The following is a 14,254-nucleotide window of genomic DNA, read 5'->3' as shown; positions in this document are numbered from 1 at the left end:
GGTTTCAAACTCCTGATGGGGCGGTGACAAAACACTTTCGTAACCAAAACAAACCCGCTTTTGCGACGCGGGCGTGCAAGATGCTCGGATGAGCTCCGAGGTGTTGAGTGATGGATGGGAACGAACCATCGGGTGCTGCCACGGTGAACGTGACATCGCTTCCCGGCAACGGATGTTCGCTGGTTCGGTGCAGGCTGGGGTACTCGTCCACCAGCAACACCCAATCGGCCGACAAGCGTTCCCGCAGTGCGGTCAAGCAGGTTTCCGCGGAAGCGTCCTGGGGCATCCCCGTCCATTGTCGCAGATCGTCGACATCGGCGAGTGAGATTCCTCCGACGAATGCGGGCACATCCGCGGTGAAGCCGGGTTCGTCCGAGACGGCGGCAAACCAATCGCCCAGTGGGGCGGCTCGGCCGAGTTCAACCAACAGCAATCGCTGGCCGACTTCGTTGAGATGACGAATGACCGCGTGGTGTTGCTCGAACGTTTCCCCGTCGCCGAAGTAGAACTCGCCGGCTTTCTCGAGGATCTCAGCGCGAGTTTTGGCGATTGCGGCTTCACATTCCTCGGGGGTGTCGCCCGTCGCGACGATTCGCAAGGAGATCGTTGCGGCGCTGACCGTGATGCCGACTCGTGGTTGACGGTCACGAGCGATCATGTCGCCCAAGCGTTGTTCCATGTCACTTTCGCCGATGCCAAAGAACTTCATGATGTGGTGAGCGATGTGTTGACGTTGCCCGTTGGACGCCAGGACGGCGGCCGCGACCGTTTCGTCGAACATCGTCTTCATTTCCGCAGGCACGCCGGGCAGTGCGAAGATGCGAGACTGCGTGCCGTCCTCGCGAGTTGCGACGACGTCGATCCCGGGGGCGGTTCCCTGAGGGTTGTGAATTGGCGTGGCACCGAGCGGAAACATCGCTTGGCAACTGTTGCGTTCGGGCATTTCTCGCCCGCGACGCTGAAACATGGACCGGATGAACTCCAGCGAAGGTTCGTGCAGTTGCAGCGGCAGCCCGAGGGATTCCGCGATCGCTTCCCGGGTCAGGTCATCCCGTGTGGGGCCCAATCCACCCGTGGCAACGACGATGTCGGCCCGGCGGGCTGCGATCCGAAACACATCGGTGTTGTGCGAGAGTGTGTCGCCGACGGTGGAGTGAAATTGTACGTCCACACCCAATTCGCCGAGACGCTGGCTGAGCCACTGGGTGTTGGTGTCCAGGCGGGCTCCGGTGATCATTTCATCGCCAATGGAAATGATTTCGGCCGTGATGTGTGGCATTCGTTTGGCGTGACAAAATGGAAGCAAATGGAAGATCAAAAAGACCGGGCCGCCGCACTGACCTGGGGCGACAAATCTTGTCACGCAGCTTAACCTTTGCAGGACAGTTCGTCATTGGATTGGGATTTCGATGGTGAACTGACCGCAACGAGACGCACCGCCTGACGCCCCCCCGAGCAAACTGGACATTCGCCAAGCATGACATCATCGCCCAACGGTTTTCCCGACGTCACTGCGGTCATCGAAAAATCAAACGCCGGCCAGGTGGCTGACGGAGCAGACGGAGCCAGCCGTGCTCCTGATTCGAACTCGCCCATTCGCTGGACGGTGGGGTACTGCACCAACATTCATGCGGGCGCGGATGTCGCCGGGGTGACGAGCAACTTGGAATCCATCTCGGCGGAAGTCCGCCGGCGGATCCTTGATTCCCAGTATTCGGATGAGAGCGGTTCGCCCAAGGTTCAAACGGGCAAGAATTTCGCGACCATCGTCAGCACCGCGCCGCCGCTGGGCATTGGATTGTGGTTGTCATCGGAAGCCACCACCGATCTGCGACGCAACGGGTTGGAACCGCTGACCGCAGCGATGAAGAAAGCTCGCTTGCTGGCCTACACCTTCAACGGATTTCCACACGACAACTTCCATCAAGACGTCGTCAAGCACGCGGTGTATTCGCCGACTTGGTGGGAAGACGCTCGGATCGGCTACACCCGAGACCTGGCGAAAATTTTGGCCGAAATTTTGCCCGCGGACACCAACCTGGGCACGATCAGCACACTGCCGATCGGTTGGCCGCAAAACACCGACGAAGAGGGCAATCGGGTCGAGGTCACCGATGACCAACTGCATCATGCGGGAACCAACCTGCGGCGGATGGCGGAAGATCTGCGACGTTTGGAAGACCGGACGGGCAAACGAATTGTGTTGGCGATCGAGCCGGAGCCTGGTTGCATCTTGGACACCGCCGCGAAAGTGATTGAGTGGTTCGAAAAGCAATTGCCTGATGCGACACACCGACGGTACATCGGCGTTTGCCATGATGTTTGTCATTCCGCTGTGATGGGTGAGTCTCAACACGATGTCTTGGCCGCCTATGCCAAAGCTGGGATTGTGGTCGGCAAGGTTCAGGTCAGCAGCGCCATCGTGGTCGACTGGAGTCAGATCGCGGACACCGATCGCGAGGCCACCCTGACTCAGTTGCGATCGTTTGCCGAAGATCGCTACCTGCACCAAACCGGTCGTGTCACGGCGTCCGGAAAGTTCGTGTTGGAAGAGGATTTGCCAGCCGTGTTGGCAGAGATGGATGCCAATCCCAGTCGCTACGCCGGCGACAAGCGATGGATGATCCATTTCCATGTGCCCATTTTTGCGGAGCAGTTTGGGCATCTCGGGACAACTCGCGGCGATGTGCTGAGCACGCTGAACAGCCTCGTCGAGTTGACGGACCCCTCCAAACGCCGGCAACCACTTCAGTTCACGGGGCACCTGGAAGTCGAAACCTACGCTTGGTCGGTGTTGCCCGAGTCGGCAGGCCGAAGTGATTTGGCCGGCGACATCGCCTCCGAACTCATTTGGTTGCACGATGTCTTGTCGAACTGTTGAGCAGTCGGAACACGCGAGCGTCCATCGGCTAATGGTTCGAACTCCGAACGTTGACGACTACTTTTTCCTCCACTTCATTCTCCCATTTCACCCATGCCGCACTTCATTGATCTAGGCGTCAACGTCGATCATGTCGCCACGCTTCGTCAAGCTCGCCGAGGCCACGAACCGGATCCTATCATCGCAGCGGCCTTGGCCGAGCAGGGCGGCGCCGACGGAATCACGTTTCACCTGCGAGAAGACCGGCGTCACATTTCCGATCGGGATGTCGAGCTGTTTGTGAAAACGGTTCAAGTCCGAACGAACTTTGAGCTGGCGTGTGCCCCGGATGTCTTGGCGATTTGTTGTCGCGTGCAACCCGATTGGGCACTGTTGGTCCCCGAGAGTCGCGAAGAGGTGACAACCGAAGGTGGCTTGGATGTCGCCGGTGACACCGGACGAATCGCGGATGCCATTCAAACGCTGAAGGATGCCGGCATCGCAACGAGCCTGTTCCTGGACCCGGAACCCAATCAAATCGAAGCGGCTGCGAAGCTGAAAGTGGACGCGGTTGAATTGCACACCGGGCCCTATGCCTTGGCCAAGGGAGCGGCGGTCGAGCACGAGCTGAGACGTTTGGCCGAGACCGGCAAAATGATTCGTGATGCGGGCATGCGTTTGCACGCTGGTCACGGTTTGAACTATGTCAACGTCCGCCCGGTCGCCGCGATCGAAGGCATGGCGGAACTGAACATCGGGCACAGCATTGTCAGTCGTTCGGTGATGGTCGGGATGCGAGAAGCGGTCGCCGAAATGCGTCGCTTGCTGGATAGCGTGACGCTTGCGGCTCGGTGAGAGACGGGGGAATTGCAAATTGCAAAATGAACATTGCAAATTTGTTATTGAGTGATGGAATGAGTCGGGGCGATGACGCCTCGCTTTGTTCCAAAGCATCGGCTGGGATGCCATGTGAGACATGGCCTACCAACACATCGTAGCTGGATTCGCCAGAATTCAGATGTGCGGGATGGTGAGCGTCCGAATTCTTGGCGAATCCGGCTACGGCTTATGAGCTAGAAGCTAGCTGTCACCGACTTGGGATGATTTGGACTTGGTAGGCTTCTTGCTCGCCAGTGATCGTTTCAACCGGAGAGTGACCGGCGGGAAGGTTGATTCGCAACAGAACCCACGAAGGTTCGTTGATTGCGATCACGTTCGATCCTGGAATCGGCGTCGAATCATCGCTGGAACCCGCAGGCGTGTTGGCTTTGAATTTCGACACATCGGCTCGAGTGAGGACGGGGCGAATGCCCAAACCGGGGATCGTTGCTCCGGCCGGTGTTGCGATTGGAAGCACGCAGACTTGTAGTTGCCCCAAGGGATGGCCGCGGTTGTATTCCAGCGTGATCCCGGCGGGCTCGCTGATCCAGTCCGGTGTGACGTGGCATCGTCCTTCCGCCATGAATCGTAACTTCGCACCCTTGGGGAACCACATGCCAACGGATTGCCAGGACTGGTCCGGCGTCACGTTCACTTGGAACGGTGCACCACTGGCTCTCGGATCGGAGGTCGAAAGCTTCACTTGGTGGCGTGACCAATCGAACCCGTAGTCCAAGTCATTCATCATCAATCGCCAGCGAGCCGACAGGACTGGCCATTCTTCCGCGACATCGCGATAGAATTCGGAAGTGAATGCCTCGGTTTGATCGAAGCCGCGGCGAGCCGCTTTCAGAAATGCGTCTCGTGATTCGGGGGCCTGTGTGAACAATGACGCGGCGGCCCAGCACCACGTGTAGGCTTCGACTTTGCCGTTCAGTTCGGTGGGAAGTTTCAAAACACGTTTCAGTGTGGGCAGTGTTCCCGCTTCCCGCTGGCGAGCCACGATTTTGTAACGGCCCCAGCCCGGCGTGTCCCAACGGTTGCGTGGCAACTGATTGATGGTGAATGCGTCCATGGATTGCGCCAGCACCGATCCGTTGGACGAGAACTCAGACCGCGGTTGTCTCGATGGCACCGGAATTCGATCGCGATGCAAGGCCAGCAACTCGGCGGTGCCTTCCATGAACCAACTCGGGCCGCCCGCGCCAAACAATTCGAACGCTAGCGAGTGGACTCCTTCGTGCAACACCAAGTGTCGGTTGTAGTAGGTTGTGTCTTGGTAGCGAACCCAAATCGTGTGCGGCGTGGAATAGCCGTGGTCAAACCGCGGGATGTGGTTGGGAAGGGCTCCTGATTTTCGGAACGTGTCGACGTTCCTCATCAAATAACCTTGAATCTTCCAGTTCGCGGCCTGTGATTCGGGCACGCCCCAAAAGGCCAGCCATTGCGGCAGCGAATCGTCAAATGAACGAACCAAGTCATCCAGCAGTTCTGGATCCTCGACGTCGCTGGTCAGACGCAAATGCTGGCTTTCTCGGGTCAGCAAACCGGAATCGGCGGTGGGAGCGTCATCGGCAAAAACCGTGCGAAATGGAAACGAAACGATCCCACCGATCGCCATCACAAGCAGCACACGCCATAATCGAGTTTGCAAACGTTTGTCCATCATTCCTCCAGCGTACTCGGCCTCACGTGTCATTGAAAACTGTCTGCGTCCCCGTCGCTTCGTTTTCCGTTGTGCAACTCGCTTTTGTCGCCGCATCCGCGTTGCTTTGTTCCGGTTGTGTGTCTCGTAGCGAATCCGACGTGGTCGTGTATTCGGCACTCGACGAGGAATTTGCGTCGCCGATTTTGGCGGCATTTGAACGATCGACGGACAACGAGATCGGTGTGGTTGGCAAGTTCGACATTGAATCCACCAAAACCGTCGGGCTGGCCAACCAATTGATTGCAGAGGCGGATGCCCCCCGTTGTGATTTGTTTTGGAACAACGAGATCATGCACACGGTCCGACTGCAGAAGCTCGGCATCCTGGAGCCGCATGATTGGCAAGTCCCGTCGACTTGGCCGCAGGACATGATCGCCAGCGATGGGACTTGGTGTGGGTTCGCAGCACGGGCTCGCGTGTTGTTGGTCAACACGGAAATGCTTCCAGACGCCGGTGAGCGTCCGAATCGTGTGAACGAACTGGCGGATCCCAAGTGGGCGGAGAACTGTGCGATGGCTCGGCCTTTGTTTGGGACCACCGCCACGCACTTTGCCGTGCTGAGAGAGATCATGGGACCGGAAGCGACGTTGGAATTGCTGCAACGAATTCATGACAATGCGGTCGTGTTGTCAGGCAACAAACAGGTGGCACAGGCCGTTTCGTCCGGCAAAGTGGCGTGGGGGCTGACCGACACCGATGACGCGATCATTGAAAAGGACTTGGGATACCCCGTCGAAATCATTTACCCGGACCAGCAACCGGACCAGCCAGGAACACTTCGGATTCCAAACACGCTGGCGATCCTTCGGGGGGCCCCTCATCCGATCGCGGCCGGCAAGCTCGCTGATTTCTTGATGACTCCCGAGATCGAAGACCGTTTGGCGATGGGACGCAGCAGCCAATTGCCAATCAGCAAAGAGTCCAACTTTCCGCCCGCTGTCTTGCCAGCGGAACCGGTGCGATGGATGCGGGTGGATTTTGAAGCCGCCGCTGAAGACTGGGACGACTGGGCCAAGACGTTGGCGGATCTGTTTGCAAACTGAGCAAATTGCTTTGCCCAGCACAGATGTCCGCTGCAAATGGTGAAATATCACATGCGACGTGCGTGTTTTCTCATTGTTGCCAGTGCTTCTAGGTTTAGCATCAAGTCGTTGTTTGCATGACAATGGCTTTCTTCGCCGCTTTGGCCGCCTCGTTCCTTGCGGTCGCCATGCAAGAAGCGGTGTCGATTCCCTTCCGAACACTTCGTATCACGGCATTTGTTGTCGTCCCATCTCTATGAAGAACACCTTGCTGCTCGCCCTCGCATTCGTCGCGACTTGGACGTTCACATCCGCGTGGCAGGCGGAAAACGCGTCCGCCGATGACCATCGACTCAACGTGTTGTTTTTGGGAGACAACGGGCACCATCAACCCAAACCGCGGTTTGATGAGTTGCAGCCCGTGATGGAAAGCAACGGCATTGATTTGATTTACACCGACGACATGTCGGTGCTGAATCTGGACAAGCTGAACGAATACGACGCCTTGGTGTTGTACGCCAACATCGATGAGATCGAAAAAACACAAGCCGACGCCTTGTTGCAATACGTCGAAGAAGGTGGCGGATTTGTGCCGCTTCACTGTGCGACGTATTGCTTTCGCAACAACCCTGAGATTGTGGCCTTGATGGGGGCTCAGTTTCAGCGTCACGGGACGGGCGTGTTCCGGACGACTCCCGCCGAACCCGGTCACGAGTTGATGCGAGGTTACAGCGGGTTTGAAAGTTGGGATGAAACCTACGTTCACCACCTGCACAACGAAGCGAACCGAACGGTGTTGGAATACCGGGTGGATTCCAGCGGACGGGAACCCTGGACTTGGGTTCGCGACCAAGGAAAAGGACGAGTGTTTTACACCGCTTGGGGGCACGACAGTCGCACCTGGACGAACCCAGGTTTCTTGAATCTGGTCGAACGTGGCATCCGCTGGGTCGCGAAGAAGGATCCTCAACGGGCGGGTGAGTTTGCCGATGCGGCCGCGTTCCCGGTTCCCGAAATGACCTCGCTGCCCGAAGGCGACAAACCGTTCACCTTCACCGATGTCGGAGCCAAAATTCCGAACTACACCGCCGGTGAAAAGTGGGGCGAACAAGGCGAACTGAAAACGTTGATGCAGGATCCTCTTCCACCGCAAGAGTCGATCAAACGCTACACGAATCCGAAGGGCATGCACATGGAACTGTGGGCCTCGGAAGCGAACATGGGTGGGAAACCAATCGCGATGACCTGGGACGAGCGGGGACGTTTGTGGGTTTGCGAGACGATGGATTACCCCAATGAATTGCAACCCAAAGGCAAGGGCCGCGACCGCATCCGGATTTGCGAAGACACCGATCAAGACGGCGTGGCCGACAAGTTCACGTTGTTCGCCGAAGAACTGAGTATTCCGACCACGTTGGTGTGCTATCGCGGTGGCGTCATCGTGCAGGACGGGCAAGAGACGGTCTACTTGAAGGACATCGATGGCGATGACAAAGCGGATTTCCGTCAAACCCTGATCACGGGGTGGGCACTGGGAGACACGCACGGAGGCGTCAGCAATTTCCGTTACGGGTTGGACAACTGGATCTGGGGGATGCAGGGATACAACGCGTCTCGTCCGGTCATCAATGGTGAACGCCAGCAAGGGTTCCGCCAGGGATTCTGGAGATTCAAGGTCGACGCCGATCCAAACGGGGAAGCCAACGCAATTGCGGGATCGAATGCTGGAAACGACTTCTCCGATCACACGTTGCGTGTCGAGAAGCTGGAATTCATGCGGGCCACCAACAACAACACTTGGGGATTGGGATTCACCGAAGAAGGCCTGGTGTTCGGGTCCACTGCGAACCGCAACCCCAGCAATTTCCTGGCGATTCCCAACCGTTATTACGAGCAGGTTCGCGGTTGGTCACCTCAGACGTTGCAGATGATTTCGGACACGCACCTGTTTGATCCGATCACGCCAAACATTCGCCAGGTTGACCAGCATGGTGGGTACACCGCCGCGGCAGGTCACGGCGTTTACACCGCTCGTCAGTACCCACAAGCTTGGTGGAACCGAACCGCGTTCGTGTGTGGACCCACCGGCCACCTGGTCGGCACCTTTGTGCTGACGCCCGACGGAGCCGGATTCAAATCGACCAGCCCATTCAACTTGGTCGCCAGTGACGATGAGTGGGCGGCACCGATCATGGCGGAGACCGGTCCCGATGGGTTTGTTTGGGTCTTGGATTGGTACAACTACATCATCCAACACAACCCAACACCTCACGGTTTTGAAACGGGCCAAGGCAACGCTTACAAGACCGACCTGCGAGACAAAAAGCACGGTCGTGTTTATCGCTTGGTCACCGATGGAGAGGCGTCCAAGACGGTATCCGTTCCAAGTTTGAGTTCGGACGATGTGCCAGGTTTGTTGGCCGCTTTGAAACATTCCGCCATGCCGGTCCGGTCGCAAGCTCAACGCTTGTTGGTGGAGTTGGGCCAGCTTGACGACGCGACCGTTTCGTCTTTGTTGGAGTTGATCGCCGACGAGGAACAGGACGCGATTGGTTTGACTCCCGGTGCCATTCATGCACTTTGGACGCTGGACGGATTGGGATTGGTTGGTAGCGGAAGCGCGACCATCGACGCCGCCGTTCGCACCTCGTTGCAGCATCCCAGTGCGGGCGTGCGTCGTTCAGCCGTGACTGTGCTGGGAAGTTCCGAAGAAGACATCCAGCGATTGATCGAATCGGGAGTGCTAAACGATGGCAATGCTCAAGTCCAATTGGCGGCGCTGCTGAAGTTGGCAGAGCCCACGACGCCGACGACCGACATGGTTGTCAGTGCATTGGTTCAGTCGATGAAGAGCCTCGGCGATGATCGATGGTTGCTCGATGCATGGACAAGTGCCACAGCGATGCACGCCGGCGGAACGCTTCCGGCCGTGTTGGCATCCGCTCCCGAACGCGATCTTTCGCGATCGATTCGCAGTCGCCTGAATGTGATCAGCGAACACTTCGCTCGGTCGCAACCCGATGCGAATGCTCTGCAACGGTTGATCCAAGCGGTCGCCAAGACCGCCAATGGCAATGCCTCGGGTGTGTTGGCTGGACTCGCGAAGGGATGGCCAAGTGATCACAGCGTGGAACTTCCCGAAGCGGCTGAATCTCAGTTGGTGGCCTTGTTCGAACATGTCTCCGTCGATCAGCAAAGTCAACTGGTTCAGTTGTCCGAGAAATGGGGAACCGATGCACTGACTGAAAAGGTTGCGGAGTTGGCCGAGCAGTTGCTCGAATTGGTCCAGGACGATTCGCTCAGCGACCGCGATCGAGTCAGCTCCGCTCGTCAATTGGTGGCGATGCAGCCGACCGACGACGATGTGGTTTTCGATCTGCTGGAAAGCATCGGTCCGCAAACGTCGCCCGCTGCAACGGTTGGGATTCTGGATGCACTCAAGTCCAGCCGGAGTGAAGAACTCGGTGGTGCTTTGATCGAACAGACCGCGGCATCAACCCCTTCGGTTCGCGGTTCCATCATTCGCGTGTTGCTTTCGCGTCCCAACACGACGTTGGAATTGATCGACAGCATCGAAGCGGGTGAACTGCGGATGTCGGATCTTTCGCTCGACCAACGTCAAGCGTTGAACAATCATCCCGACAAAACGATCAAGCAGCGAGCTCAGAAGTTGTTGAAGTCCTCCGGTGGCGTTCCAACGGCGAACCGTGTGGCGTTGCTGCACGAATGGTTGCCGGTTGCACAAGCGAAGGGCAATGCGACGCTGGGGGCACAAGTCTTCAAGAAGCATTGTGCCAATTGCCATCGTCACAGCGGCGAAGGAGCCGATGTGGGGCCGGATTTGACCGGCATGGCGGTTCACCCGAAGCAAGAGCTGCTGACGCACATCTTGGATCCCAACCAAAGTGTCGAAGGCAACTTCCGAACGTTTGCTGTGTTGACGACCGAAGGCCAAGTCTTCACGGGCATGCTCGGTGGTGAGTCGCGGACATCGATTGAATTGATCGACGCTCAAGCCAAACGTCACACGATCTTGCGAGAAGAAATCGAGCAATTGAATGCTTCCAGCCAATCGTTGATGCCGGAAGGTTTTGAAAGCCAAATCAAGAAGGAAGAGATGACGAACTTGCTCGAGTTCCTGACTGCTCGGGGCAAGTACACTCCTTTGTCATTCTCGGGAATCGCCACTGCGGTCAGCACCAAAGGGATGTTCAGCAACGGTGACAACGGCCCCGACCGAATCATCTTTTCGGATTGGGGACCGAAGGAGCACAACGGCGTGCCGTTCACTTTGGTCGATCCGCAACAAGGCCGCGTGCCCAACGTGATTCTGTTGCACGGGCCACAAGGCAGCAAGCCACCGTCGATGCCAAAGCAGGTACCGATCATTTGCAACGCGAGTGCGTCCGCGATTCATATTCTCGGTGCGGTCAGCGGATGGGGATTCCCATTCGGGGCCGAGGGATCCCACACCGCAACGATTCGTCTGAACTATGCCGATGGAGAAGTGGAAGATCACAAGCTTCTCAACGGTGTGCATTTCGCAGACTATATCCGCCGCGTGGATGTGCCGAAGTCCGAGTTCGCGTTTGATGTTCGTGGCCAACAGGTTCGTTACCTGAAGCTGACGCCGAAACGGCAAGATGCGTTGCAAAGCATCGAGCTGATCAAAGGCGACGATAGCAGTTCGCCCATCTTCGTGGCGATCACCATCGAATCACCCTGATCTGGAATTCGCAACTTGTCTCGCGGTCACCTCGCTGTTGCGAGATGGTCGCTTGGATGGGCTTGCGAAACCAGAGCGTTGAAACGCGGAGTGAACTGAGGTCGCGGAGTCATGCGGCCGACTGATATCCTCCGCGATCTCCGCTCCTCCGCCTCTCCGCGTTTTTGATCGAGCGCGCCGCTTGTGGATTTGACAATTCGCGTGCGAAAATTTGCTCGCCCTATCGTTCTTCAAATATCAGAGACCCGAGCAGCGTGTTGATTGAAAACGTTTCGTAGATCGAAAGATCAGCCGACGGGCTAGCCCACGGTTACCGGAGACGAACCGGACGCTATCGGGTTCCGGCTGACTAAATCAACAGTCTGCTAAACGCAGAACGAACGAAAATGCTGAGATTGCGGACTTGGTGCCGCCAGAAAAAAGCCGATTAGACTTGCCGGAATTTGCGGCGGTAGGTGGCCGGCGGATGTCCCATGACGCGTCGGAACGCGACGCTCATGTATTCATGATTTTGAAATCCTGTTCGGCGAGAGATCTGCACGAGCGTCAGGTCTGTTTCGATCAACAGATAACGCACTCGTTCGATCCGCCGCCGCGTGATCTCTTGGTGAGGTGTGCGTCCCATCATCGCCAGAAAGCGGCTTTCAAAGACGCGCCGTGAGAGGGGGACTTTTTTCACGACGTCATGCACGTTGATGCCGTCGCAACAGTGGTCGCGAATGAAGCGGACCGCGGCAGCAATCTCTGGGTCTTTGATGGCCAGCACGTCGGTTGATTGACGAGTCGCCACGCCCAGGGGTTCGATCAGGTGCGGTTCTGCACCGACCTCCTCGCCCCGCATCATTGCGTCCAATAGTCCTGCCGCTTCGCGGCCTGTTTGATGGGCCGCGGGGACGACACTGGACAACGGAGGCGTGCACAAGTCGCAGAGCAGTTCGTCATTGTCCACGCCCAGCAACGCGAGTTCACTGGGGACTTTGATGCCGTGCAAACGACAGACATCCAAGATCTTCTGCGCCATGATGTCGTAACAAGCCAGCACCCCGATGGGGTGTTGGAGCGACAAGACCCACTTCGCCAACCGTTCGCGTTCGCGTTTGAGCGATTGAGGACGTTGATCGTCCACATCGAAATCAAATGAAAAGCACTCGAATCCGTCTTCTTTCACCCGTGCTTCAAAGGCCTGGCGGCGGAGCACCGACCAGTTGAATCTCGATTCGCCGCAAAAAGCGAAGTTCTCAAAGCCGCGTTCGCGGAAGTGTTGGTAGGCCAATTCTCCGATGGCAACGTCATTGGTCTCGAGCCACGGGATATTGGGAATCCGGCGGGCGGCACTGACATCCACAACCGGGATCTTCAATCGGCGAATCGAGGAGGCAATTTCTTCATTCTCGATCCGGGCAATCACCCCGTCGCCTTCCCAATCATCCAACCAAGTGGGGGGCGCTGCCCCTCGTTCTTGTTCGACCAAGTAGATCGACCAGAGGTCATGCTCATGAATGTAGGAGGCGATCCCGCCAAGTAGCCCACGCGCATAGGCGTTGGACGTTTCGATGAGGAGAGCGACCGCTTTCTGCTTTGGCATCTTCGTCCAACAAATCAAGCCCTGCGAGCGAGGCGATTCCTCGCGATCCGATTGAGCGGACAGCCAGAGTCCTCGTCGTTCCGCTTCAGCAGCCAATCATAAACGATCGCTATCGCTCACTTGCGGGAAATAAGACATGTTCATTGTCGGATTTGCCGTGCTGAAGCGGCGTGGTCCGCGTCAGTAGCGGTAGATGGCTGCCAGTGGTGAGCTGGAAGAAGTCCGCTGCAAACGCCTCACTGTTCCGCCTGATTTCAGGGCGAGACGAACCGCGGTGTTCAACAGATCAGTGCCATTGTTTTCGTCCAGTGAAACCTGATGGCGGGTCGCGTCGCAGTGCCCAAGGATTGGTTTGTCTTGTCCGAGCAGCAAGGTGTCCACTCGGCCCTCGGTGGCTGCCAACACGACCTCCTTCAAGTCATCCGAGCCTTGGTTGTCAGCGATCGCGGATCCCAATTGATTGGCGTACACATCATCGTTGTGTTGATTGTGTTCTCTTGCAAACGCGGTGATGCGTGCGACCAGCTGAGAGTCTGTTAGCCCGTCCGGACTGACATGAATGCACTGAGCCAGTTCAACCGATTCGGCAGTCGCATCAAAGTGTCCGGCCACCTCTTCCGTTGCGATCGCGACGAGTTGTTGATCGGTGTTGTAGAGACGTTTGGAGACATGCTCACCGACGCGAGAGAGATACGCACGGCGGTCAGCCTTGATCTTGTCCTCTCCGTTGCCGTGCCCGTGATACATCACGGTTTCTGATCCGCCACCCCCGAAGGATTCGTGGGCTGAGAACTGGAGTTGTTTTTCAGGATCTCGAGCGGTGACCAACTCGTCCTTTGTTAGCGGGAAGATTTCGTCTTCAATCTCCATGGTCGTGTGACCATCGGATCGGAACAAACGAGCACGCTCCCAAGAGAGAGCGAGTGTCAACAGGTTGGTTTCGCCGCATGCGACGCTGGCGATTGGTCGTACGTTGAACTCCGGGCCCACTGAAACGGACTCGCCGGGATCATGGCTCAGCAGAACTCGTTCTTCGAAATGGTCGCTGACATAGATCGCCAGCCCAGCGGCTTGATATTGCCAGAACGTTGAGTTGCGAGCAAGATTCGCCAATTCCTCCAGCTTGGGGAGCAACGAGCTGTTCTTCTTCTTGGATGCCTCGATCGCCTGGCGAACCAAGTTTTTGAACCGAATGGAATTCTGGTTGGTGTCGCGACCCGACTGGTAGGTGCCCATCAAGATGGAAACGCAGTCGCCTTGTTCGTGTCCCAAGATTTCAATCAGTTGCGTTTTGGTTGGAAAAGCGATCACAGTCGATGTCCTTTCTTTCTGGCAATGAAGGGGTTCACTCGTCAACATTCGACGATGCAAATGCAATGCCAGCCAATCGATTCGGAACGCTTGTTCCGCGAGCGACTGGCCGACGCAATTTTCTTGCTGGGGCACTTCCTCAGGCGGGCTCTCGATCCAGTGC

At 57.1% G+C, this 14,254-nt stretch carries 9 protein-coding genes; 4 read left to right on the top strand and 5 right to left on the bottom strand.

From position 1 onward, the window contains the following. Positions 1-4: 4 nt before the first annotated feature. A complete protein-coding gene (locus PSR62_RS22115; protein ID WP_338020245.1) occupies positions 5-1,279 on the bottom strand; it encodes a competence/damage-inducible protein A in 1,275 nt (424 codons plus the stop codon). Between the two features lie 198 nt (positions 1,280-1,477). On the opposite strand from PSR62_RS22115, the gene eboE reads away from it, so the two are divergent. Continuing rightward, positions 1,478-2,881 (top strand): metabolite traffic protein EboE, encoded by a 1,404-nt coding sequence (eboE, locus tag PSR62_RS22110; protein WP_274405141.1) that lies wholly within the window; start codon positions 1,478-1,480, stop codon positions 2,879-2,881. A gap of 93 nt (positions 2,882-2,974) precedes the next feature. Then, on the top strand, positions 2,975-3,715 hold the full coding sequence (locus tag PSR62_RS22105; protein WP_274405140.1) for a pyridoxine 5'-phosphate synthase: 741 nt from the start codon (positions 2,975-2,977) through the stop codon (positions 3,713-3,715). 44 nt (positions 3,716-3,759) lie between these two features. Here PSR62_RS22105 and PSR62_RS25825 read toward each other — a convergent pair whose 3' ends face one another. Continuing rightward, positions 3,760-3,864, bottom strand: a complete 105-nt coding sequence (locus PSR62_RS25825; RefSeq protein ID WP_443217459.1) for a hypothetical protein — start codon at positions 3,862-3,864, stop codon at positions 3,760-3,762. A gap of 83 nt (positions 3,865-3,947) precedes the next feature. Beyond that, positions 3,948-5,438: a hypothetical protein gene (locus tag PSR62_RS22100; protein WP_274405139.1), complete on the bottom strand. Its 1,491-nt coding sequence runs from the start codon at positions 5,436-5,438 to the stop codon at positions 3,948-3,950. On the opposite strand from PSR62_RS22100, the gene PSR62_RS22095 reads away from it, so the two are divergent. Together PSR62_RS22095 and PSR62_RS22090 are read left to right on the top strand one after the other, a co-directional pair. Continuing rightward, complete coding sequence (locus PSR62_RS22095) at positions 5,432-6,490, top strand: extracellular solute-binding protein (RefSeq protein WP_274405138.1); 1,059 nt, start codon at positions 5,432-5,434, stop codon at positions 6,488-6,490. The genes PSR62_RS22100 and PSR62_RS22095 overlap by 7 nt on opposite strands. Before the next feature lie 235 nt (positions 6,491-6,725). Beyond that, positions 6,726-11,195, top strand: a complete 4,470-nt coding sequence (locus PSR62_RS22090) for a PVC-type heme-binding CxxCH protein (RefSeq protein ID WP_274405137.1) — start codon at positions 6,726-6,728, stop codon at positions 11,193-11,195. Positions 11,196-11,622: 427 nt separating this feature from the next. Here the strand turns inward: PSR62_RS22090 and PSR62_RS22085 are convergent, their stop codons facing one another. Together PSR62_RS22085 and PSR62_RS22080 are read right to left on the bottom strand one after the other, a co-directional pair. Beyond that, positions 11,623-12,780: an AraC family transcriptional regulator gene (locus tag PSR62_RS22085; protein ID WP_274405136.1), complete on the bottom strand. Its 1,158-nt coding sequence runs from the start codon at positions 12,778-12,780 to the stop codon at positions 11,623-11,625. A gap of 180 nt (positions 12,781-12,960) precedes the next feature. Beyond that, positions 12,961-14,091, bottom strand: a complete 1,131-nt coding sequence (locus tag PSR62_RS22080) for a baeRF3 domain-containing protein (RefSeq protein ID WP_274405135.1) — start codon at positions 14,089-14,091, stop codon at positions 12,961-12,963. Positions 14,092-14,254: the final 163 nt, after the last annotated feature.

Origin of the sequence: Rhodopirellula sp. P2 (assembly GCF_028768465.1) — a bacterium.
Taxonomy (GTDB): domain Bacteria; phylum Planctomycetota; class Planctomycetia; order Pirellulales; family Pirellulaceae; genus Rhodopirellula.
This window is presented reverse-complemented; position numbering and strand designations above follow the sequence as displayed.